The organism is Flavobacterium taihuense (assembly GCF_019351435.1).
Taxonomy (GTDB): Bacteria; Bacteroidota; Bacteroidia; order Flavobacteriales; family Flavobacteriaceae; genus Flavobacterium; species Flavobacterium taihuense.
This window is the reverse complement of record NZ_JAHWYN010000016.1, coordinates 56251-78251: the sequence shown is the minus strand read 5'-3', so window position 1 is coordinate 78251 and position 22001 is coordinate 56251. Positions and strand designations below refer to the sequence as shown.

Annotated in this window: 21 protein-coding genes; 12 read left to right on the top strand and 9 right to left on the bottom strand. The window is 33.1% G+C overall.

Annotated features, from left to right (window positions below; all coding sequences use genetic code 11):
- Positions 1 to 50: 50 nt before the first annotated feature.
- The 3 genes from KZH69_RS15985 (at position 51) to KZH69_RS15975 (ending at position 2885) form a co-directional block, all read left to right on the top strand.
- Positions 51 to 737: a glycerophosphodiester phosphodiesterase gene (locus KZH69_RS15985; RefSeq protein WP_219318478.1), complete on the top strand. Its 687-nt coding sequence runs from the start codon at positions 51 to 53 to the stop codon at positions 735 to 737.
- 114 nt (positions 738 to 851) lie between these two features.
- Entirely contained in the window at positions 852 to 2060 is a 1209-nt protein-coding gene (locus KZH69_RS15980) for a BaiN/RdsA family NAD(P)/FAD-dependent oxidoreductase (RefSeq protein ID WP_219318477.1), read from the top strand.
- Between the two features lie 318 nt (positions 2061 to 2378).
- The gene (locus KZH69_RS15975; RefSeq protein WP_219318476.1) at positions 2379 to 2885 is read left to right on the top strand and encodes a BamP family beta-assembly machinery protein; all 507 of its coding nucleotides are present in this window, start codon (positions 2379 to 2381) and stop codon (positions 2883 to 2885) included.
- A 7-nt stretch (positions 2886 to 2892) separates the two neighbouring features.
- On the opposite strand, the gene KZH69_RS15970 is transcribed toward KZH69_RS15975, so the two are convergent.
- Positions 2893 to 3369 carry a TspO/MBR family protein gene (locus tag KZH69_RS15970; protein WP_219318475.1) on the bottom strand — a complete coding sequence of 159 codons (477 nt, stop codon included), beginning with the start codon at positions 3367 to 3369 and terminating at the stop codon, positions 2893 to 2895.
- A 108-nt stretch (positions 3370 to 3477) separates the two neighbouring features.
- On the opposite strand from KZH69_RS15970, the gene KZH69_RS15965 reads away from it, so the two are divergent.
- From KZH69_RS15965 to KZH69_RS15935, 7 genes are all read left to right on the top strand, one after another.
- Positions 3478 to 4560, top strand: a complete 1083-nt coding sequence (locus tag KZH69_RS15965) for a diphosphomevalonate decarboxylase (RefSeq protein WP_219318474.1) — start codon at positions 3478 to 3480, stop codon at positions 4558 to 4560.
- 39 nt (positions 4561 to 4599) lie between these two features.
- Positions 4600 to 4794: a hypothetical protein gene (locus KZH69_RS15960; protein ID WP_219318473.1), complete on the top strand. Its 195-nt coding sequence runs from the start codon at positions 4600 to 4602 to the stop codon at positions 4792 to 4794.
- A 47-nt stretch (positions 4795 to 4841) separates the two neighbouring features.
- Entirely contained in the window at positions 4842 to 5780 is a 939-nt protein-coding gene (locus KZH69_RS15955; RefSeq protein ID WP_219318472.1) for a mevalonate kinase family protein, read from the top strand.
- A gap of 52 nt (positions 5781 to 5832) precedes the next feature.
- On the top strand, positions 5833 to 6789 hold the full coding sequence (locus tag KZH69_RS15950; RefSeq protein WP_219318471.1) for a geranylgeranylglycerol-phosphate geranylgeranyltransferase: 957 nt from the start codon (positions 5833 to 5835) through the stop codon (positions 6787 to 6789).
- Positions 6790 to 6932: 143 nt separating this feature from the next.
- Positions 6933 to 7838: a pseudouridine synthase gene (locus KZH69_RS15945; protein WP_219318470.1), complete on the top strand. Its 906-nt coding sequence runs from the start codon at positions 6933 to 6935 to the stop codon at positions 7836 to 7838.
- A gap of 76 nt (positions 7839 to 7914) precedes the next feature.
- Positions 7915 to 8277 carry a nuclear transport factor 2 family protein gene (locus KZH69_RS15940; RefSeq protein ID WP_219318469.1) on the top strand — a complete coding sequence of 121 codons (363 nt, stop codon included), beginning with the start codon at positions 7915 to 7917 and terminating at the stop codon, positions 8275 to 8277.
- A 240-nt stretch (positions 8278 to 8517) separates the two neighbouring features.
- Positions 8518 to 10776 (top strand): glycoside hydrolase family 3 N-terminal domain-containing protein, encoded by a 2259-nt coding sequence (locus KZH69_RS15935; RefSeq protein WP_219318468.1) that lies wholly within the window; start codon positions 8518 to 8520, stop codon positions 10774 to 10776.
- 83 nt (positions 10777 to 10859) lie between these two features.
- Here KZH69_RS15935 and KZH69_RS15930 read toward each other — a convergent pair whose 3' ends face one another.
- Together KZH69_RS15930 and KZH69_RS15925 are read right to left on the bottom strand one after the other, a co-directional pair.
- A complete protein-coding gene (locus KZH69_RS15930) occupies positions 10860 to 11471 on the bottom strand; it encodes a hypothetical protein (RefSeq protein WP_219318467.1) in 612 nt (203 codons plus the stop codon).
- A gap of 214 nt (positions 11472 to 11685) precedes the next feature.
- Positions 11686 to 12117, bottom strand: a complete 432-nt coding sequence (locus tag KZH69_RS15925; protein ID WP_219318466.1) for a response regulator — start codon at positions 12115 to 12117, stop codon at positions 11686 to 11688.
- A gap of 321 nt (positions 12118 to 12438) precedes the next feature.
- Between KZH69_RS15925 and KZH69_RS15920 the strand changes: the two genes are divergently transcribed.
- Entirely contained in the window at positions 12439 to 12630 is a 192-nt protein-coding gene (locus KZH69_RS15920; RefSeq protein WP_219318465.1) for a hypothetical protein, read from the top strand.
- A 620-nt stretch (positions 12631 to 13250) separates the two neighbouring features.
- Here the strand turns inward: KZH69_RS15920 and rodA are convergent.
- The 6 genes from rodA to purH all read right to left on the bottom strand — a co-directional run bounded on the left by rodA (position 13251) and on the right by purH (position 20467).
- Positions 13251 to 14486 carry a rod shape-determining protein RodA gene (rodA, locus tag KZH69_RS15915; protein ID WP_219318464.1) on the bottom strand — a complete coding sequence of 412 codons (1236 nt, stop codon included), beginning with the start codon at positions 14484 to 14486 and terminating at the stop codon, positions 13251 to 13253.
- Positions 14487 to 14496: 10 nt separating this feature from the next.
- Positions 14497 to 16437, bottom strand: coding sequence for a penicillin-binding protein 2 (gene mrdA / locus KZH69_RS15910; RefSeq protein WP_219318463.1), 1941 nt, complete (start codon positions 16435 to 16437; stop codon positions 14497 to 14499).
- On the bottom strand, positions 16434 to 16940 hold the full coding sequence (locus KZH69_RS15905; RefSeq protein WP_219318462.1) for a rod shape-determining protein MreD: 507 nt from the start codon (positions 16938 to 16940) through the stop codon (positions 16434 to 16436). Before KZH69_RS15905 ends, mrdA begins: the two co-directional genes overlap by 4 nt.
- On the bottom strand, positions 16933 to 17760 hold the full coding sequence (gene mreC / locus KZH69_RS15900) for a rod shape-determining protein MreC (protein ID WP_219318461.1): 828 nt from the start codon (positions 17758 to 17760) through the stop codon (positions 16933 to 16935). Before mreC ends, KZH69_RS15905 begins: the two co-directional genes overlap by 8 nt.
- A gap of 97 nt (positions 17761 to 17857) precedes the next feature.
- Positions 17858 to 18886, bottom strand: a complete 1029-nt coding sequence (locus KZH69_RS15895) for a rod shape-determining protein (RefSeq protein ID WP_219318460.1) — start codon at positions 18884 to 18886, stop codon at positions 17858 to 17860.
- A gap of 54 nt (positions 18887 to 18940) precedes the next feature.
- Complete coding sequence (gene purH, locus KZH69_RS15890; protein WP_219318459.1) at positions 18941 to 20467, bottom strand: bifunctional phosphoribosylaminoimidazolecarboxamide formyltransferase/IMP cyclohydrolase; 1527 nt, start codon at positions 20465 to 20467, stop codon at positions 18941 to 18943.
- Between the two features lie 254 nt (positions 20468 to 20721).
- Between purH and KZH69_RS15885 the strand changes: the two genes are divergently transcribed.
- Positions 20722 to 21972, top strand: coding sequence for an ABC transporter permease (locus KZH69_RS15885; RefSeq protein ID WP_219318458.1), 1251 nt, complete (start codon positions 20722 to 20724; stop codon positions 21970 to 21972).
- The last annotated feature ends 29 nt before the right edge of the window (positions 21973 to 22001 follow it).

Sequence of the window (22001 nt, the reverse complement as noted above, 5' to 3'; positions counted from 1 at the left end):
GAAACGCCTTTAGAAATGGAGGCGTTTTTTATTTTCTTACTTTTGTATATATGGATAAAGTACTTAAAATAGGACATCGCGGAGCCAATGGATACGAACCTGAAAACACTTTGATTTCTTTTGAAAAAGCAATACAAATGGGTGCTGATGGAATTGAATTGGATGTGCATCTCAGTTTAGACGGTCATTTGATTGTAATCCATGACGAAACCATCGATAGAACGACCAACGGCAAAGGTGTTGTAAATCAATTGATACTGCGAGAAATAAAGTCTTTTAAAATAAATGATGAGTACGAGATTCCAACATTGGCAGAAGTTCTAGATTTGGTTAATCAAAGATGTTTTGTAAATATTGAATTGAAAAACCAAGATACGGCTGAGAAAGTCGTTCAATTAATTGAGCATTATATTTTAGATAAATATTGGAGCCATACTCATTTTATAGTCTCCAGTTTTGATTGGAATGCGTTGCAACAAGTTCGATTTTTAAACGATGAAATTCGGATTGGAGTTCTAACTGAAACCGATTTAGACTTGGCTATTTCTTTTGCCCGGTTTATGAAAGCCGAAGCCTTGCATCCCGATTTTCAATTATTGACCGATGAATATACTACTAAAATACAGGAAAAAGGTATTCAGGTTTTTCCTTGGACAGTAAATGAAACAGATGATATTCAAAGAATGAAATCGTTCAAAGTAAATGGCATAATTACCGATTTTTTGGACAGGGTTTAAAGAAGCAAGAACCTACATTCTTTCAAAAACGAATGCTTACATTTGTATTCTGAATTACTTGCTGATTTATCTTTAAAATAAAAAAGGCATTCCAATCTATTTCTTTACAAAATCATGAATCAAAATTTTGACATACTCGTTGTTGGCGGTGGCGCTGCCGGTTTTTTTACAGCTATCAATATCGTAGAGAGAAGCCCAAAAACTAAAGTTGCCATTCTCGAAAGAGGTGCCGAAGTGTTAGGTAAAGTTCGTGTTTCTGGAGGAGGACGCTGCAATGTGACTCATGCCTGTTTTGAGCCCAATGAGTTAGTGAAATTTTATCCGCGAGGAGAAAAAGAATTGCGTGGTCCTTTTCATCAATTTTGTTCGGGAGATACTATTGAATGGTTCGAGAGGCATGGAGTCGAACTCAAAATTGAAGAGGATGGACGAATGTTTCCTGTTTCAAATTCTTCGCAGACTATTATTGATTGTTTCATAAAAGCCACTGAAAAATTGGGGATAGCAGTACTAACTGGGCAAAGTGTGCAATCGATATTCAAAAAAGATAATTTTTGGAAAGTGGAAACGCAAAACGAAAATTATATTGCTGAAAAATTGGTTCTTGCCACAGGAAGTAACCCTAAAATCTGGGAAATGCTTCAACAACAAGGTCATGCGATCGTTAGTCCGGTTCCGTCCTTATTTACTTTCAATATAAAAGATCCTCGAATTAAAGAATTGCCTGGCGTAGCGGCTCAAGTTACGGTAAAGGTAAAAGATACCAAATTGGTTTCAACTGGGCCATTGTTAATCACGCATTGGGGAATGAGTGGCCCAGCCATTTTGAAACTATCGGCTTGGGGAGCGAGAACTTTATTCGATAAAAATTATCAATTTACCATTTATGTGAATTGGTTAAACGATGTCGATAACGAAGATGCTGAGAAAATCCTAAAAACTTTAAAACAGGAACACGCCAAAAAAGGGGTTTCGAAAAAATCTCCTTTTGACTTTCCAAACCGATTGTGGGAAAGTTTAGTTTTGGCTTCAAATATTCCAGAGGAAACCAAATGGGCAGATTTGTCTAAAATTCAATTGCAAAATTTAGTAAATCAATTGACCAATAGTACATTTCAGGTCAATGGTAAAAGTACTTTTAAAGAAGAATTCGTGACAGCAGGCGGAATCGATTTAAAAGAAATCAACTTTAAAACAATGGAAAGTAAACTGCATGAGAATCTATATTTTGCTGGAGAAATAGTGAATATTGACGCCATTACAGGAGGGTTTAATTTCCAGAATGCCTGGACAAGTGGATTTATTGTCGCGAATGGAATTTAGTTAATTAACAAAAAATTACATCAATTCTAAGTTTTTCTTAAGGACGATTAGAATATATTTACTTTCAATAAATTCTTACTTATGAAGGTAAAGTTACTTTTTGTATTATTCTTGTTTTTATGTCAATTCAGTTATTCACAAACCGAGAAACTTCTTAAAGGAGTCGTTACATCAGACAATTTATTGCTGCAAAATGTGGAGGTAATCAACAAAACATCTAAAAAAAGCACGACTACAAATGACAGAGGAGAGTTTTTAATTCAAGTTAAAGTCAATGACAGCCTGCTTTTTTATGCAAAAAAATTTAATTGGAAAAGGTTGAAAGTATCTAAAGAACAGATTGAGTTAAACAATCTACAAGTTGTAATGTTTAAAAAAGCAGAAGAATTAGATGAAGTGATAGTCGAAAAAATGCAAAATTTAAAATTAAGTAAAGACAAAAAATACGAGCAAAGTAAACTAGATGAATATGCTAGAGAAAAGTTTGATAATAGGGAGGGATATCAAGAGATGAGAAAGGGTACGTTTGTTAACGGGTTAAATTTTGTTACAATTGGCAAAAAACTTTTGGATTTATTCGTAAAAGACAAAGAACCACTAAAAGAAAAAGTTCCAGAAATTGAATTCATAACATTAGCCAAAAACACCTGTGATCAAAAATATTATCTTGAAACTTTAAAATTAAAACCAGAGCAAATAGATCTTTTTCTGCAATTTTGTGATGGCGATCCTAAATCCAAAAAACTAATTGAAAACAGTAATGTTCTCAGCGTGATGGATTTTTTATCGGCCAAAAATATGGAATTCCAAAAATTAAAGAACTGACATTCAATTACCTATTCAGCCACCAAATACTGCCATTCAAGACTGCGGCAAAACTCACCCAAAGTAAATAAGGAATAAACAAATAACCTGATATTTTGTTGATTTTGGAAAATTGAATGTACGTTTCATAAATCATCAGCCATAAGATGATGATCTCTAAACCGGCTAGCATTGGATTTTTTAGTCCAAAAAACAAATAGGACCACAAGGCATTTAGTGCCAATTGAATCGCGAAGAACTGTAATGCTTTTTTAACAGCTTCTTTTTCGAACTCAATTCTGTCCCAAACCAGTCCAGCTGAGATTCCCATCATAATATAAAGCATACTCCAAACAGGTGCAAAAACCCAATTTGGGGGATTGAAACTCGGTTTAATCAAAGTAGGATACCAAGTTGTTATAGCAGAGCGTGTGACCATTCCAGAGAAATAACCCACGACAAGACAAGTAACAACAATAGATAATATTCGGGTGATCTTATTCATTTTTATGTATTTTGAGAAGTCAAAAATACTCAAAAACTTTCTAAGGAATACAAATAAAGAAATAAACGTTTTCATCAAAAAAAGTATCTTTGCCGAAAACTATTATTTATGTTCGAAGCTAACGATTTTATACTACCAAAATATACGCATTCTATTAATCAAGGCAGTTTTAGTTGGAGTGCTCCCAGTAATATTGCTTTGGTGAAGTATTGGGGCAAAAAAAAGAATCAGATTCCTGCAAATCCATCGGTTAGTTTTACGTTGAATAATTGTAAAACGATTACGACTCTGGCTTTCGCCAAAAAAATAAACACTGGAAATTTTTCTTTCGATTTGTTATTTGAAGGGAAACCAAAAGAAGATTTTAAACCAAAAATTCAAAAATTCTTGGAGCGGGTTGAAATCTACTTACCCTTTTTAAAAGACTATCATTTTACGATTAATACCCAAAATACATTTCCACACAGTTCAGGAATTGCTTCTTCGGCATCTGGGATGGCGGCTTTGGCGATGAATTTCATGAGTATGGAAAAAGCGTTAAATCCAGAAATGACCGAAGATTATTTCTATGCCAAAGCTTCTTTTTTGGCGCGATTGGGTTCCGGAAGTGCCTGCAGAAGCGTCAAAGGGCAAGTTGTAGTTTGGGGAAATCAAGCGAACATAAAAGGAAGCACGGATTTGTATGGAGTTGAATATCCGTATGAAATACATGATATTTTCAAAAAATTTCAGGACACGATTTTGCTCGTTGACAAAGGTGAAAAACAAGTTTCTAGTACAGTAGGTCATGATTTGATGCACAACCATCCTTTTGCCGAAAGGCGATTTGCACAAGCCCATGAAAATTTAGACAAACTGATTCCTGTTTTTGAAAATGGAAATCTGGAAGAATTTATAAAAATTGTAGAAAGCGAAGCCCTGACTTTGCACGCAATGATGATGACTTCACTGCCCTATTTTATTCTGATGAAGCCGAATACCTTGCAAATTATTAATGCGATTTGGAAATTTAGAAATGAAACCAAAATCCCGGTTTGTTTTACTTTGGATGCGGGAGCGAATGTGCATGTTTTGTATCCAAATGAGGTCAAAGATAAAGTGTTGCAATTTATTAAAGCAGAATTAGTTGGCTATTGCCAAAATGGTCAGTACCTTTGCGACGAAATTGGAAATGGTGCTTTGTTGAATTGATTCCTTTTTTTAGTATCTTTAATTCTTAATGCGACAATCATGGATTTGAATGTGGAGAAATTGGAATTAATCAAAAAGATAGTAAAAACCAAAGATGTTAATCTTTTGAAGAAAATTAGAGCAGTTTTTGAAGACAAAGAAAAAGAGGTTTGGGAGGAGTTAACACCTGAACAGCAAGAAGAAATAAACATAGGAATACAAAATGAAAATCGTGGAGATGTTGTCGATTTTTGATATAAAAACAATAATTACCAACCCCAAATTGATAATTTAAATCACATATGAAAGGACCTTTATTTTATTCAAAAATATTACTCTTTGGAGAATACGGAATTATTCGTGATTCCAAAGGTTTGTCAATCCCTTATAATTTTTACAACGGAGCTCTAAAGAAAGATCCTAATCCTTCACAAGAAGCCATTCAATCGAATAGTCATTTGAAACGATTCGTGACTTATTTGGAGCAATTGCAAAAGGATCAACCTGATTTGGTGACTTTTGATTTGGAGGCTCTAAATAATGATGTTCAAACAGGAATGTATTTTGATTCCAGTATTCCACAAGGATATGGAGTAGGCAGTAGCGGCGCTTTGGTAGCGGCTATTTACGATAAATATGCGCAACATAAAATCACAGTTTTAGAGAACTTAACGCGTGAAAAATTGTTGACTCTTAAAACTATTTTTTCTCAAATGGAGAGTTTTTTCCACGGAAAAAGTTCGGGTTTGGATCCATTAAACAGTTATTTGAGTATTCCAATTTTAATTAATTCTAAAGACAATATTGAAGCTACTGGAATTCCAACCCAAAGTTTTGACGGTAAAGGAGCAGTTTTCTTGTTAGACTCTGGGATTGTTGGAGAAACAGCACCAATGGTTAATATTTTTATGGAAAACCTGAAAGACAAAGGGTTTCGTACAATGTTAAAAAACCAATTTGTAAAATATACAGATGCTTGTGTGGAGAATTTTTTGGGTGGCGATATGAAGTCATTATTTGAAAATACGAAACAATTATCAAAAGTGGTCTTGAATAATTTCAAACCAATGATTCCTGAACAATTTCATGGTATTTGGCAAGAAGGAATTGATTCAAATGATTATTATTTAAAATTGTGCGGTTCTGGTGGTGGTGGTTATATCTTAGGATTTACCGAAGATTTGGAGCGTGCAAAAGCATCATTGAAAGATTTTAAATTGGAAGTTGTCTATCAATTTTAATTAAAGCTACAACAATTTAAGAGCTACTACTTATAAATTCTAAACAAACTTCATGTTAAGCAGACAGCAAAAACTATTTGTATTAAAGATGGTGAGTTTGTTCTCAGTGGTTAGAGGTTATAATATCCCTATTATAGCTTTGGCTCAATATTTATCTGCAATTTTTATCTTGGCTCCCGAAAGAAGAGCTTTGTCGATATTGCTTGATTTTCAGCTTTTCATAATCGTTTTGGCTTCAAGTTTGACAATTGCTTCTGGGTACATTATCAATAGTTTTTACGACAGCAAAAAGGATTTGATTAATAGGCCATACAAATCTAAATTGGATCGTTTAGTAAGTCAGAAAACTAAACTGCAAGTCTATTTCAGCCTTAATTTTTTCGTTGCTTTAATAGCTTTTTTTGTTTCATTTAGAGCTGTAATGTTCTTTTCGGTTTATATTTTCTTGATTTGGTTTTACTCCCATAAAATTAAAAAATATCCCTTAGTTGGTAATTTAATGGCTGCTTTTTTAGCTGTTTTGCCCTTTTTTGGAATCCTGCTGTATTTTTATTTAAAAATGCCATTGTATGAAATTGAAAATAATAGCGGTAAACTTGCTGTTATTGTTTCGCATGCGGTTTTCCTGTTTTTGTTAATCCTGATTCGGGAAATGATTAAGGATTTGGAGAATTTGAAAGGAGATTTGGCTAATGATTATAAAACCATTCCTATTATTTATGGAGAAGAGATTTCCAAAAAAATAATTACTGGATTGACTATATTGACCGTTGTTCCTGTTTATTTTTTGATCAATGTTTATGATGTCGGTTATATGGATCTTTACTTCTATAGTGGCTTCATAGTTTTGATTTTTTTCTTACTGTATTTGTGGAAATGGAAGACTAAAGAGGGGTATGTTATACTTCACAATGTATTAAAATTCCTTATTGTAGCAGGCGTTTTTTGTATTGTTTTAATAAATCCAAGCGTTTTGTGGCATGGTAAAAAAGTTTTAATGACTATTTAGTATTGCTTTTCCCAAATCAATACTTTTGGATACATCTTCAAACGATTCAACAGTCATTTAATTAAGTAGTTAACTTTTTCTAATTGCCAAAAATCGTTTCTCAATGATATAAATAGTATCTTTGCACCAAATTATAGAATATTATGAACAATAAGGAAGGCAATAATAAAAGAAGTGGTGCTAGACCAACGAGCTCTAGACCAAGTTCCAATAAGCCAAAACCTGCGATGCAAAAAAGGGCACAAGGGCCAAAAAAAGTAAAAACAATTGTAAAAGTTGCCGATACTACTGATAAAGTAGAGAAAAAACCAAATCAAGCGCCTAAAAGACCTAAAGTAAAAGATGAAATTCGTTTGAATAAATACATCTCAAACTCGGGGACTTGTTCTAGACGTGATGCTGATATTTACATTCAGTCTGGAAACGTAAAAGTTAATGGAATTCCCGTTACAGAGATGGGGTATATGGTAAAACCAGGAGATGTAGTTAATTTTGATGGTGTAGTTTTGACACCGGAGAAAAAAGTGTACATCCTTTTAAACAAACCTAAAAATTTCACAACTGCTCTTGATGAAGGTCAGGAATTCCGTAATGTGTTAGAATTAGTTAAAGGTTCTACTACTTCAAAAATTGCTCCAATAGGTAGAATGGATAAAAACACAACGGGTCTTTTGTTGTTTACAAACGACACCGATATGATCCGTAAATTTACTTTGCCGAGTCAAAAATCATCCAAAATTTACCAAGTTTCTTTAGATAAAAATTTAAAATTTGAAGATTTAGAAAAAATAAACAAAGGACTTGTACTTGATGGACACCGTGTTTATGTTGAAGATGTAAGTTATATTGATGGTGAAGCCAAAAGTGAAATTGGAATTCAATTAAGATCTGCAAACGTAAAAGTAGTGCGTTCTATATTTGAAAATTTCAGTTATGATGTATTGAGAATTGACCGCGTAGCCTTTGCTGGTTTAACAAAGAAAAATTTGCCTCGAGGGAATTGGAGATTGCTTACAGAACAAGAAATTATCAATTTGAAAAACGTATAATTATTTTACAGATACTTTCAAATCCCTTTCATAAATAAAATGTAAAGGGATTTTTTAATTTAAAACAGCAAATAGAATGACGCCAGAAAAATTACAATCCATAGCTTTTAAGTGGTTTGAAGCATTTAATAATCATAATTTGGAACAATTGGTATCCCTTTACGATAATGAAGCAGAGCATTTTAGTCCAAAGTTAAAAATCCGCCAACCTGAAACGCAAGGTTTAGTGACAGGCAAAGAAGCTTTAAGAATTTGGTGGCAAGATGCTTTTGATCGTTTGCCAAGTTTACATTATAAAGTAACTTCTCTAACGGCTAATGCGGATCGCGTTTTTATGGAATACATTCGCACCGTTGATGGTGAAGAAGACATGCTTGTTGCTGAGGTTCTAGTTGTAAACGAGAATAAAATTATTGCTTCGAGAGTATATCACGGATAGTAATGTAATTATAAAATTTTAAAAATATCCCATTTTACTTTTTAGCGAAATGGGATTTTTTTCTAAATAAATTTAAGGAGTTGGAGTTTTTTACTAGATTACGAAAACGTTAAACCAATGAAAAACAGTCAAATTCGTTCTTTTAAAATTTGTTCTTTAATAAATATAATTACTTTTAAAATTCATTAATAATTAAGCAATTATTAAAAAGAAGAAGTTTAAAAGATAAATTATAAAAAAATGAGATTAAAAATTGCACTACTGTTAATCTTCAGTTTACTTTCTTTAGGGGTTAAAAGCCAAAAAGCTAATCCTGAAGCAGATAAAAAAGTGGCCGAATTGCTTTCTAAAATGAGTGTCGAAGAAAAAATTGGTCAAATGACTCAAATTACTGTTACTTCTTTTGAAGCAAAAGGGAAACCAGGAGAATTTGATATGGCAAAATTAAATGAGGCTATTCAAAAGTATCATATTGGGTCTATATTAAATGTGCCAAATCCGGGAGCCCCAACGATTAAAAGATGGAATGAAGTTATCAAAACCATTAGTGATGAAGCCAATAAATCAAGGTTGAAAATTCCGATATTGTATGGAATTGATGCCATACACGGATCTAGTTATACTGCCGGGGCAACGTTATTTCCACAACAAATAGGAATGGCTGCAACATTCAATACCGATATAGTAAAAAAAGGTGCCGAGATATCGGCATATGAAACAAGAGCCTCATCTATTCCTTGGGTTTTCTCACCCGATTTGGATTTACCTCGAAATCCAGCTTGGTCAAGAATGTGGGAATCTTTTGGAGAAGATGCCTATTTGTCCACTCAAATGGGTGCGGCTATGGTAAACGGTTTTGAAGGAAATGATGTTGGGTCAAAATATAATGTGGCTTCCTGTATGAAGCATTATATAGGGTATGGTAGTACAACAACTGGTAAAGACAGAACTCCTAGTATTATTCCAGAACGAGTGTTAAGACAATTTGATTTGACTATTTACCAAGCGGCTATCAAGGCTGGAGCCAAAAGTGTCATGATTAGTTCAGGCGAGATCAACGGAACTCCCGTTCACGCGAGTAAATACTTAATTACCGATGTTTTGAAAAAAGAATTGGGTTTTCAAGGAGTTGTTGTTACCGATTGGAAAGACATTATCTATCTCTATACCAGACATAAAGTTGCTGAGAATAACCGAGATGCTGTAAAATTATCTGTAATGGCAGGAATCGATATGAGTATGGTTCCTGAAGATTATACTTTTTATGTTGATTTATTAGATTTAGTGAATAAAGGCGAAGTACCAATGTCACGAATTGACGATGCGGTTTCTAGAATTTTGAAGATGAAATTTGAATTAAATTTATTTCAAACAACAATTGCCAATTTGAAGGACTATCCGAAGTTTGGTTCTCAAGAATTTATTGATGTTGCATATAATGCAGCGGCAGAATCAATCACTTTATTGAAAAACAACAATGCAACATTGCCTTTAGATAAAAATGAGAAAGTATTGCTAACCGGCCCAACAGCTAATAGTATGAAGTATTTGAATGGTGGTTGGTCTTACAACTGGCAGGGAGATAATTCGGATACTTATGCCGCAGATAAAATGACTATTCTAGAAGCTTTACAGAACAAAATTGGCAAACAAAATGTTCTCTATACTCCTGGAGCAGATTTGGAGAACTTTGATGATGCCGAAGTTGCAAAAACAGTTGAAATGGCCAAAGGTGTATCAAGAATAATTTTATGCCTTGGTGAGAAAAACTATACCGAAACTCCGGGTGACATTAGCAATTTGTATATAACGGCTTCGCAATCTAAATTAGCGTTGGCTTTGTCTAAATTAAACATTCCAATTGTTTTAATTTTGAACGAAGGAAGACCAAGGTTAATTAGTGATTTTGAAGAGAATATGAGCGCTGTTGTGCAGTGTTATTTGCCCGGAAATGAAGGGGCTAGAGCGCTAGCGGATATATTGTATGGTGACGTGAATCCAAGTGGAAGGTTGCCGTATAATTATCCAAGGTACCCTAATTCATTAGAAAAATACAATCGTAAATACACTGAGAGCTTAGGGGATGACGAACAAAATAATGATGCTAAATACGAAAAAAGTTATTCGCCACAATTTGAATTCGGAACAGGTTTGTCCTATACGAGTTTTACCTATTCTAACTTAAAAACTGACAAAACTGAAATTAATAATTCAGATGATTTGAAAGTTACGGTTGATGTAAAGAACACGGGTAAAGTGAGCGGAAAAGTATCGATTTTATTGTATTTGTCGGATAAAGTGGCAAGCATAACTCCAGAAGTTAAAGCGTTGAAACGTTTTGAAAAAATCAGTCTTGCCCCAAATGAAAGTAAAACGGTAAGCTTTATTTTGAATCAAAAAGATTTACAATTTATAAATAATGATTTGAAGTGGATAGCTGAAAAAGGAACTTTCAAAATTCAAATTGATGAACTTTCCCAAGATTTTATGTTAAAATAGGTTAATTAGGTAGAGGGAAAAATGGTAACAATTCTAGGGTTGTTATCATTTTTTTTATTCCAAAAAAAGAACATTGACTTTTATTATAGCTTGAAAATTTTATCAAAAAAATGAGATCTTAAATTGGTCTTCACTAAAGTATTTGAAGAATACGAATTTGTTTCTTCACATTCAAAATTAGAATAACCAAGAATAACTCTTATGCCTTCTGGGACAGTATTTAGTATTGCTTTTTTTTCTGAATTTAATCCGGTTTGAATGTTTTTTGCTTTTTGCTTTTCATTTTTAAAATGAGATAAAATTAACATTACTGCAAAATTAAGAATAGCACCTGCTGTTTCACTTTTGATTCCAACTTCATTAGATATCATTTCGGAGATGCGACCTTTTTTGGCAGAAAAAATTAAATTTAAAGGAATAAAACCTTCTTGTTCAAAAGAGTAATTTATGGATGAAAGTTTACCATTTTCAAATTCGATGGTTTTGTAAAATTCGGTACAAGTAATAGATTCAATGATTTTATCGTATAAAAGGGTATTGTCTATTATGTTTTCAAGACCAATAAGCACGGTGCATATACTGGTGTCAATTGATCTTCGCAATACTATCTCGTTCTCTTCAAATTTTTTACAAAATAGCGAAATTAAAGGTGAAGTAATTATACTTCGTAGTTGATTAAGTAAAATGGGGGTCATATTTTATCTTTTATCAAGCAAATACTTTATTTGCATTAGTTTTAAATAACCGACGAATTGTTTTATTTTATCGATTATCTGATAAATATATAAAAAATTTAACAATTAAAAACAAAATGATCTTTTTTTATAAAAAATAGTGTTTTGTAGATTTACGAACTGCCATAGCCCATTGTAATTTTGTGTTTGACTTGATACTGAATCCACAAAATGTTTAATCGATATAACCAGGGAAATATTCATTCATTATTAAAATAAGAGCTTCCATACTTAGAATCTTGTTCTGGAATCCTCTGATTGCATGAAGTTTTGCAGCTTTTTCTTTGTCATCTGGATTGAGCGAGCTAGTAAGCATTACAATTATTGTCTCGCCTTTTTGATTTGGTTTCAATTTAGAAAACGCCTTAGCAAATTCCCATCCATCCATAACAGGCATGTTAATGTCAAGCAAGATCAACATTGGTTTTGGGTAAATACCATCCATTTTTTCGTACTTACCACTGTTTGTCAAATAGTCTAATGCTTGCTGTCCATTCAATGTGGTTTCTATATGATCTGTAATTCCAGCTTTTTTGATAAGCATTTTGCTAATGAAATTGGTAGCGATATCGTCATCGATAAGCAAAATGGAGTTTAATTTTTTCATTTTAAAATATATTTATTGTTTTTAATTTTTCGGAATGATACATAAGTACTACGGACTTGACTTAATGTTGATTCCATCTAGATGTTTCCATCATGCAATGTGGCAATTTTTTTGCAAATATCTAGTCCTATTCCAATTTCGGGTAGTCTTTTTTGTCATGGACTCGTTTAATGATGGTAACTATTTTTTCTGCATTGTTTTCTTCAATTCTTATATCCCTTATCTGATATAAAAAATACTCAATTATCTTCTGTTTATTTTGCTTTAAAGATAAGTCTTAATTAAATGAAAAGATCCTAGTCAAATTCCCAATAATGCATTTTGCCAAAAACCAATACGCTTGAAAGCCCTAATCCTGTCGCTAAAAAGAGGGAAGCAATTTTACTGGAAGTTGAGGTGAATCAAAACCCAGTTTCGGCTAGTACAAAATACAATAAAGTAATTACTAATATGGTAGCAACCGATGAATTCAAAATTTTGGGTTTTGAATATGAAGAATTAAGTATAGATTGAAATTCGTCTGTTTTTAATTATAGACAAATTTACTCGAATTTAGTAAGAGTAAATGAGGCTATAAGCGGTTGATTGTGATTGTTTTGTAAATGTATTGTTTAAAGATTAAAATGCATTTTTTTTGATATGAAAGACTAAAAATTAATTTATACTCAAATAATATGAATATGTTTTTTATGATGACTGAAGGGATTTCAGTAAAAATAAAGTGGGTTTTGGTTTTCTGAACCACTCTTATAAACAGATTGCACCTCTTTCTAGTAGGCCTACTTTCAAAACAAGATTTGGTTCCTATTGAAAAAAGTCCGTTCGGGAATAGCATGTGAGATCCGATTGAAAGCCATTGAAAATGCTATCTGAGTTTTTTAGGAGATTCAATATTTTGAAGAATAATCTTTTAAAATAGTTTATTTAGTAATCAGTCAGAATTATTTAGCTTTAATTTCTCTTGTTTATATTTTATGACTTCTCTAAAAGGAAGATCAAGAAAGTGATATTATTACCTTTTATGTTCCAATAAGATACAGGAATTGATTTCTTTAAATAAAATAAAGAAAAAGAAGGTGATTTAGAACGAAAATAGGGTTAAAAACATTGAGCTTTGATAAAATTCTCCACTTTTACCATTCATTTACTTTATTAGCATCCATTTTTATAAAAATGAATAACAAAATGGTAAATCCCCATAAGCCAGATCCTCCATATGAAAAGAAAGGCAAAGGAACGCCAATCGTTGGAAAAACACCAACAACCATAGCAATATTAACAAAAAAATGCGTAAATAAAATTCCAGCTACACAATACCCGTATACCCTACTGAATTTAGTTTTTTGTCTTTCGGCGAGATAGATTATTCTAAGAAACAGTCCTGTAAAAAGCCCAATTACTACTAAAGATCCGATAAACCCCCATTCTTCACCAACTGTCGTGAAAATATAATCTGTATGTTGTTCGGGTACAAAACCACCTTTGGTTTGTGTTCCTTCCAAAAATCCTTTTCCAAACCAGCCTCCAGATCCGATGGCAATCTCCGATTGATTGGTATTGTAACCAATACCTTTCATGTCAACTTCTTTACCCAACAAAATATTAAAACGGTCACGATGATGTTGTTTGAATATATTCGTAAACACATAGTTTACTGACAATACAAAACCAGATATAATTGTAAAAAGAATAGCGCTCATCAGAATATTTCTATCGGCTATTCTCGATTTGTAGTGTACTAAAACAATAACTAACAAAGCTATTAAGATAACGTATTGGGGTTCTAAAACCAGCGTCAATACGAAAAGCAATATAGTTATAAAACCAGTCCATACATACCAAGCTGGTAGGCCTTCCCTAAATAAAACAATAATAAAAATACTGTAGATCATTGCACTTCCAGGATCTGGCTGCGGCAAGATGAGCATAACAGGTAAAAAGACAATAGCTAGAGCCTGCACTTGTCGATTAATTTCCTTTAAGTTTATCTGAGTGTCGCTTAGGTATTTAGCTAAGGCCAAGGCTGTAGCCGCTTTTGCAAACTCAGAGGGCTGCAATGTGAAACTCCCAATTGCGTACCAACAGCGTTGTCCTGCAATTGTTTTACCGAAAGCAAACAAACCTACTAGTGACAACAAAGAAATAACAAATATGATACTGGCATATTTTTCATAAAATTTGCCATCAATGTATAATAGAATAAAAATCAAAGGAACAGATAGAGCAATAAATACAGCTTGTTTTTCATATGTCCCTTCGGTAGAAGACAATGAAGATGAATAGATGTTTAACCAACCTAAAAACACCAATGCAATGTATATGATGATACATATCCAATCAATATTGCTTGATAAACTTTGATTTTTCATTTGATATCAATTATTGTTTTTTGGTTTTTAAAGAATCTAATTTTTTGGCTGCTTTTATTTTACTATTTGTAATAGAATCTTGAATGCGAAGCTGTTTCTTTACTTCTTCTGAAAGTCCTCCTAGTTTTGCATAGCGGCCTTGCAAACTAATATTCAAAACTCGAGTTTCTAAATCGGTTCGTGTGATTTTTTTTCTAAGGTATTTTTCAATCATTAAACTCGCAATAGGCCCCGCAATAGTGGCCCCATAGCCACCATTTTCAACCAAAACTGCAATGGCAATTTTCGGGTTGTCCTTGGGTGCAAAAGCAACAAAAATAGAGTGATCTTGCATTTTGGTCCTAACGCCATCAATTTTAGCAAAGTTTTCTGCCGTTCCAGTTTTACCACAAATATCGATTCCCTCTACTTTTAAGGCATATGCGGTACCGTGGTTATATACATCAAACAGACCTTGAATCATAGGAGGAAAATATTTTTTGTCAATAGTAGTAACATGTTTTGTAGTGAACTTGGCGTCTATTTTTTCGCCTTTAATCTTTTTGATTATATGAGGAGTATAATAATAGCCTTCATTCGCCACCGCCGACATCATATTGGCCAATTGTATTGGAGTCATCAAAACCTCACCTTGCCCAATTGCGTTTGAGATTATTGTTGTTCCTCGCCAGCCTCCATTTGGATATATTTTTTTGTATGTTTTGGAAGTTGGAATGTTCCCTTTTTTTCCAGTAGGCAAATCATAACCCATAAACTGACCCAGTCCAAAACTCTTAACGTGATTGCTCCATACATCTACAGAATAAGCAGGTTTCTTGTATTTGGCAATAGTTTTTAGGTATACATTCGAGAAATAAGCATTGCAAGATTTATAAATTCCAACATTTAAACTCCTTGGCCCGAAAATTCCACAATGGCAACCCTGAAAACGACCTCTTGCGTAGGAAAAACCATGATTACAAACAAAAGTAGTCTGTTCGTCTATGACTTCTTCTTGCAGTCCAACAAGACCTGTCATGATTTTAAAAGGAGAACCTGGTGGATACTCAGCTAGTAAACCCCTGTCATAAAGTGGTTTTGCAATAGAATCATGGTATAATTTTGTGTAATTTTTAGAACGTTGTCTTCCTACTAAAATTCCAGGATCATAAGATGGTGCAGTTACAAGGGCTAAGATCTCACCAGTTTTAGGCTCAATAGCAACAATTCCACCTCGTTTATTGATCATTAATTGTTCACCGTACTTTTGGATTTCGGCATCAATGGTTAAGTTTATATCTTCACCTTGAACCGCAATAGTGTCATATTTTCCTTCTTTATAGGAACCAATTTCACGATTGAATTTGTCTTTCTGGAAATATTTAACTCCTTTTATACCGCGAAGAATTTTTTCATAACTTTCCTCAACCCCTTGTTTTCCAATTAAATCACCACTTTTGTAGTAATGATTTTTTTCGATTAATTTTTCATTGGCTTGCGTAATAAATCCAAAAATATTGGCTCCATAGTCCACTTCATAATCGCGTAAGGAACGTTTTTGAAAATAAAACCCTTCGAATTTTCGAATTTTTTCTTGAAAAGCGGCAAATTCATTTTTATTCAATTGGGCCAAAAATACCGAAGGTAATCTTGGACTGTAGACTTTTGCTTTTTCAATTTTTTTAATAAAGTCATCCTTTGTAATATTCAATAATTTACAAAACTCCAAAGTGTCAGTATTGTTCAACTCCCTAGGAATTACCATTATATCATAAGAGGGCTGATTGGCGACTAATAAAACCCCGTTTCTATCATAAATATAACCCCGCTCTGGATAATCATATTTAATTTTAATGGCATTATTTTCTGATTTTAGCTTAAAAGAATCATCAATAATTTGCAAGTAAAAAACACGTATGATTAACAAAGATGCCCCAATAATAATTAAAGCTGGCAACAATACTTTTCTCATCGTTTATTTGGCTTTATTAGGTAAATAAGAATAATACAGGTTAAAATAGTAAACAATGCACTTAAAACGGTTCTAAGTAGAACGTCTAAAATGAAAGTGATTTGAAAAGATTCCAATAGGAATAAAGTAATATGATGTGTTGAAACTGCCAATAAAATAAAAGTAAACCGTTCTGGAGTTAAAACATCATTTAACTTAACAGTTTGATATTCATAGCTAAGTCCAAATGAAAATTTAAAAAAGTAAGGTCTTAAATGAGCCAAAAGCACGCATGCTGTTGCATGTACTCCTCCTGAATTAGAGAATAAATCCATAATTAAACCTAGAAAAAAACTAGCAATAAGTAGATTTGCTTTGTTACCGTTTACTGGGTAAAGAATGATGAAAAGGATATAGGGGAATGCACTTATATAACCTCCAAAATTCATATTATTGAAAACAAGAATTTGCAGGGCTAATAAGAGCACAAATCGAAAAATATTCACTAATATCGTGCTATTCATTCTTTCCTTGATTTTCTAAATTTTTAATTTCTTCGCTATTTTCAGATTTTATAATATAAACATGGCCTAAATTGGTCATATCATTAAAAAGTTTTACGTTTATAGTGTAATAATGATTTTTGTCACTTGGGATGAAAATTTTATCAATTGTACCAATCCCAATGTTTTCTGGAAATATTACAGATTGCCCACCAGTAACTATAGTGTCCCCTTTCTTTATCGATGCCAATCTTGGCACATCAATCAATTGTACGAAACCAGTATTTTTTCCGTCCCAATTCAAGGTTCCAAAATGATCAGAATTCTTGATTTTGGCGTTTATTTGAGATTTGGTATTTAATATACTAATTACAGTAGAATAATTAGCAGATACATTGTCTATGATTCCTACAATTCCTAAGCTATTAATAACTCCCATGTCAGGTTTAACACCTGATTTAGCACCGGAATTCAAAGTTAAAAAATTCTCGTATACATTGAAAGAGTTATGAATTACTTTCGAAACAATGATGTCTTTTGGCAAAACGCCTTTTAAGCTATCTAAATTTGGAATCTCAGCAGAATCTTTAGTTTTAAACAGCAAACTTTTCAAGTTCGCATTTTCCAATGCCAGTTGATCGTTTTGCTCTTTTAAGTGAAGGTATTCTTCCATAGAATTAATTCTTTCATAAACCCCACCACTAAGAAAATTAGCGGAGCTGATGATTTTGCTTCTATGAAAAGAATGGGATTGTATGGCAAGGGATAACGAAATACCCAAAAGCAGCAAAAACAGTAGTCTATTACTGTTTTTTATAATAAATGAAAATATTTGCTGCATTGTTTAAGATTAAAATTTTTAAAAATCTAATTTAAAAAATCCCAAAATCCAAATTATTCAGTGCTTCAAGTTGGTTCTTGGGATTTATTTATTTTTATTATTTTATAAGAATATTTTTGAACTTTGTAATGTTTTTAAGTGCCATTCCCGTTCCTCTAACAACAGCTCTTAATGGATCTTCGGCGATATAAACCGGTAAATCTGTTTTTTGGGAAATTCTTTTGTCAAGACCTCTCAACATAGATCCACCACCTGCAAGATAGATTCCTGTGTTATAAATATCGGCTGCTAACTCTGGTGGAGTTTGAGATAGCGTTTCCATTACGGCATCTTCAATTCGTTGAATTGATTTATCCAATGCTTTAGCAATTTCTCTATAGGATACTTCAACTTGTTTCGGTTTCCCCGTTAACAAATCTCTACCTTGAACAGACATGTCTTCGGGAGGAGTTTCTAAATTTTCTATAGCTGCACCAATTTGTATTTTTATTTTCTCAGCAGTACTTTCCCCAACAAAAAGGTTGTGTTGTGTACGCATATAGTAAACAATATCATTGGTAAAAACGTCACCAGCAATTTTTACTGATTTGTCACAAACAATTCCTCCTAATGCAATTACAGCAATTTCCGTTGTTCCACCACCTATGTCAACAATCATGTTTCCTTTTGGTTGCATAATATCGATTCCGATACCAATTGCAGCAGCCATAGGCTCATGTATTAAGTATACCTCTTTACCGTTAACTCTCTCACAAGATTCTTTTACCGCTCTCATCTCCACTTCGGTAATCCCTGAAGGAATACAAACTACCATTCTTAAGGCTGGTGTAAACATTCTTTTTTTCAATGCCGGTATGCTTTTGATAAACATACTAATCATTTTTTCTGATGCATCAAAATCTGCAATTACACCATCTTTTAAAGGTCTAATCGTTTTAATGTTTTCATGCGTCTTCCCTTGCATCATATTGGCTTCTTTACCAACTGCAATTATTTTGCCTGATATTCTATCACGCGCAACAATAGACGGACTGTCAATTACGACTTTGTCATTGTGAATGATTAAAGTGTTTGCTGTACCAAGGTCTATCGCAATATCCTCGGTCATGAAATCAAAAAATCCCATATGCCTTTTAAGGGTTAAAAAGTTATAAATAAATTACGCACAAAGTTAAACAAATTAATGTTTAAAATGACGTGTTCCTGTAAATACCATTGCAACATTATTTTCATTGCAATAATTAATGCTCAATTCGTCTTTGATTGATCCTCCAGGTTGAATTACGGCTGTTATTCCAGCGTTCTTTGCAATTTCAACGCAATCTGGGAATGGGAAAAAAGCATCGCTTGCCATAGAAGCTCCTTCTAAACTAAATCCAAAAACTTTGGCTTTTTCAATGGCTTGCAATAATGCGTCTACTCTTGAAGTTTGTCCTGTTCCCGAAGAAATTAAAGTTCCGTTTTTAGCAAATACAATGGTATTTGATTTGGTATTTTTGCACACTTTAGAAGCAAAAATCAAATCTTCAATTTCTTGCTCTGTAGGTGCTGTTACTGTAACGGTTTTTAAGTCTGCTTTAGTATCAGTGATATTGTTTCTTTCTTGAATCAATAATCCATTCAAACACGTTCTTACTTGTTTTTGAGGTAATTCGACTTCATTTTGAATTAAAATAATTCTATTTTTCTTTTCTTGTAAAATAGCAATTGCTTCCGCATCATACGACGGAGCGATAACGACTTCACAAAACAATTTGTTGATTTCATTAGCTGTTGACACATCAATTGTTGTATTGGCAATCAATACACCTCCAAAAGCTGAGGTTGGGTCACAAGCCAAAGCTACATTATAGGCTTCGCAAATGGTGTCTCTTGTTGCCAATCCACATGCATTGTTGTGTTTTAAAATAGCGAATGTTGGTCCGTCTGTTTTAAATTCATTAATCAAATTTACCGCAGCATCAACATCCAGTAAATTGTTATATGATAATTCTTTACCGTGAACTTTGGTAAACATGGCATCAAAATCTCCAAAGAAAAATCCTTTTTGGTGTGGATTTTCACCATATCTTAATACTTGTCCGTTTTCTATACTAGCTTTGTAAATCGTTTCATCCGTATTGAAATAATTAAAAATAGCAGCATCGTAATGAGAAGAAACATGAAAAGCTTTGGTGGCCAATAATTTTCTGTCTGCCAATGTTGTTATTCCATTTTGATTCGTAATCATATCCAAAAACAAACCGTATTGATCCATAGATGAAACGATTACCGTGTCGTTGAAGTTTTTTGCAGCGGCGCGAATCAATGAAATACCACCAATATCTATTTTTTCGATAATATCCTCTTCACTTGCTCCAGAAGCAACCGTTTTTTCGAATGGGTATAAGTCAACAATTACCAAATCAATTTGCGGAATATTGTATTCCTGCATTTGTTGTACATCAGTTTCGTTATCTTGACGGTTCAGGATTCCTCCAAAAACCTTTGGATGCAATGTTTTTACACGTCCGCCCAAAATAGAAGGATAGGAAGTTACATCTTCAACTGGGATTACGGGAATTCCTAAATTTTTTATGAATTCCTCGGTTCCTCCTGTAGAATAAAAAATTACATTTTGATCATGTAATTTTCTTACAATTGGTTCAAGGCCTTCTTTTGAAAAGACCGAAATTAATGCTGATTGGATTGTTTTTGTTGTGTTCATCTAGTAGTTATGATTATAAAGTGCAAAAATAGTTTTTTTTGATAATATAATTCAATAAAAAAATGTAACAATCTCTTAAAATAACATACCAATTGTTAAATGTATTTATTTTAGGTTTTTGAAACCTGCACAATGAAATTACTTCGTATTAAAATAAAAAAGCTCCCGATAATTATCGGGATGACAACCAAATTTTAAATACTTTTCGGAAGAAATAAAAAGATAGAATTTTACAGTAACACAAATTTAAAACTATGTTAGTTTACCTACGATTATTAAAAGAAAGTTTTGGTTTTGCGATGAATGCCTTACGCAGTAATAAATTGCGAACATTGCTTTCTTTATTGGGGGTTACTATTGGTATCTTCTCAATAATAGCGGTACTTGCCGCGGTAGATTCATTGGATAGGAAAATATCAAAAGACTTAAGTAGTTTGGATAAAAATACTATCTATTTATTAAAATTTTCATTCGGTCCTTCGGATATACCACAATGGAAAAGAGAACAATTTCCCAATGTAAAATATTCGGAATACGTTTATTTAAAGGGTGCTATGACCCATACCGATCAATTAGGATATCAAATATTTACCAAAAGAGAGACTATAAAATACGAATCCAATGCCGTAAGTGATGTAAATATTGTACCTGTTTCACATGAGTTTATTGACATACAAGGTTTGGAATTTGAAAAAGGACGATTTTATAATGAATCTGAAGCCAACTCAGGAGCCCCTGTAATTGTACTCGGTGATGATATTGCAAAAAGCCTTTTTGGTGATTCGGAACCTATTGGGAAAAATGTGCGGTTGTATGGGCAGCGATTTACGGTAATTGGAATTTTAAAAAAGCAAGGATCTAGTATGTTTGGCGATAGCGATGATTCATCCGCTTTTATTCCTGTTAATTTTGTCCGCAGATTATATGGGGATAATAATCCCAATTTGACGAATGTCATTATATTCAAACCCGAAAAAGGTGTGGATATGGAGGAGTATAAAAGTGAAATTTCCCAAAAACTTAGAAATTTCAGAGGATTGAAAGCCGGAGAAATTGATGATTTTTTCATTAATGTTTTCGCAGGATTTCTCGATCTCATCGATGGTATTATTGGTCAAATGAATGTGGTGGGCTGGATCATCAGTGGGTTTTCATTACTAGTCGGCGGTTTCGGAATTGCCAATATTATGTTTGTATCTGTAAAAGAACGAACCAATTTAATTGGAATTCAAAAATCATTGGGAGCCAAAAACCGTTTTATATTATTTCAGTTTTTATTTGAAGCTATAATACTTTCGGTACTTGGGGGAATCATCGGATTACTTATGGTTTGGATTATCGCTTTGATTTTGACCAATGCATTAGATTTTGAATTTGTTTTGGGGCTTGGAAATATTCTTTTAGGAACGGGCTTAGCAGCTGTAATAGGACTTATTTCGGGGATTCTTCCCGCCATAGCCGCTTCCAAACTGGACCCGGTTGAAGCCATTAGAACTGGAATGTAACAAGTTTTCCCTATGTTATTTTATTGTAA

Excerpts from the sequence above, each read along its gene's own strand:
- KZH69_RS15985 (WP_219318478.1), top strand. The coding sequence starts at position 51 with ATGGATAAAGTACTTAAAATAGGACATCGCGGAGCCAATGGATACGAA.
- KZH69_RS15980 (WP_219318477.1), top strand. The coding sequence starts at position 852 with ATGAATCAAAATTTTGACATACTCGTTGTTGGCGGTGGCGCTGCCGGT.
- KZH69_RS15970 (WP_219318475.1), bottom strand. The coding sequence starts at position 3,369 with ATGAATAAGATCACCCGAATATTATCTATTGTTGTTACTTGTCTTGTC.
- KZH69_RS15965 (WP_219318474.1), top strand. The coding sequence starts at position 3,478 with ATGTTCGAAGCTAACGATTTTATACTACCAAAATATACGCATTCTATT.
- KZH69_RS15960 (WP_219318473.1), top strand. The coding sequence starts at position 4,600 with ATGGATTTGAATGTGGAGAAATTGGAATTAATCAAAAAGATAGTAAAA.
- KZH69_RS15955 (WP_219318472.1), top strand. The coding sequence starts at position 4,842 with ATGAAAGGACCTTTATTTTATTCAAAAATATTACTCTTTGGAGAATAC.
- KZH69_RS15950 (WP_219318471.1), top strand. The coding sequence starts at position 5,833 with ATGTTAAGCAGACAGCAAAAACTATTTGTATTAAAGATGGTGAGTTTG.
- KZH69_RS15945 (WP_219318470.1), top strand. The coding sequence starts at position 6,933 with ATGAACAATAAGGAAGGCAATAATAAAAGAAGTGGTGCTAGACCAACG.
- KZH69_RS15940 (WP_219318469.1), top strand. The coding sequence starts at position 7,915 with ATGACGCCAGAAAAATTACAATCCATAGCTTTTAAGTGGTTTGAAGCA.
- KZH69_RS15935 (WP_219318468.1), top strand. The coding sequence starts at position 8,518 with ATGAGATTAAAAATTGCACTACTGTTAATCTTCAGTTTACTTTCTTTA.
- KZH69_RS15930 (WP_219318467.1), bottom strand. The coding sequence starts at position 11,471 with ATGACCCCCATTTTACTTAATCAACTACGAAGTATAATTACTTCACCT.
- KZH69_RS15925 (WP_219318466.1), bottom strand. The coding sequence starts at position 12,117 with ATGAAAAAATTAAACTCCATTTTGCTTATCGATGACGATATCGCTACC.
- rodA (WP_219318464.1), bottom strand. The coding sequence starts at position 14,486 with ATGAAAAATCAAAGTTTATCAAGCAATATTGATTGGATATGTATCATC.
- mrdA (WP_219318463.1), bottom strand. The coding sequence starts at position 16,437 with ATGAGAAAAGTATTGTTGCCAGCTTTAATTATTATTGGGGCATCTTTG.
- KZH69_RS15905 (WP_219318462.1), bottom strand. The coding sequence starts at position 16,940 with ATGAATAGCACGATATTAGTGAATATTTTTCGATTTGTGCTCTTATTA.
- mreC (WP_219318461.1), bottom strand. The coding sequence starts at position 17,760 with ATGCAGCAAATATTTTCATTTATTATAAAAAACAGTAATAGACTACTG.
- KZH69_RS15895 (WP_219318460.1), bottom strand. The coding sequence starts at position 18,886 with ATGGGATTTTTTGATTTCATGACCGAGGATATTGCGATAGACCTTGGT.
- purH (WP_219318459.1), bottom strand. The coding sequence starts at position 20,467 with ATGAACACAACAAAAACAATCCAATCAGCATTAATTTCGGTCTTTTCA.
- KZH69_RS15885 (WP_219318458.1), top strand. The coding sequence starts at position 20,722 with ATGTTAGTTTACCTACGATTATTAAAAGAAAGTTTTGGTTTTGCGATG.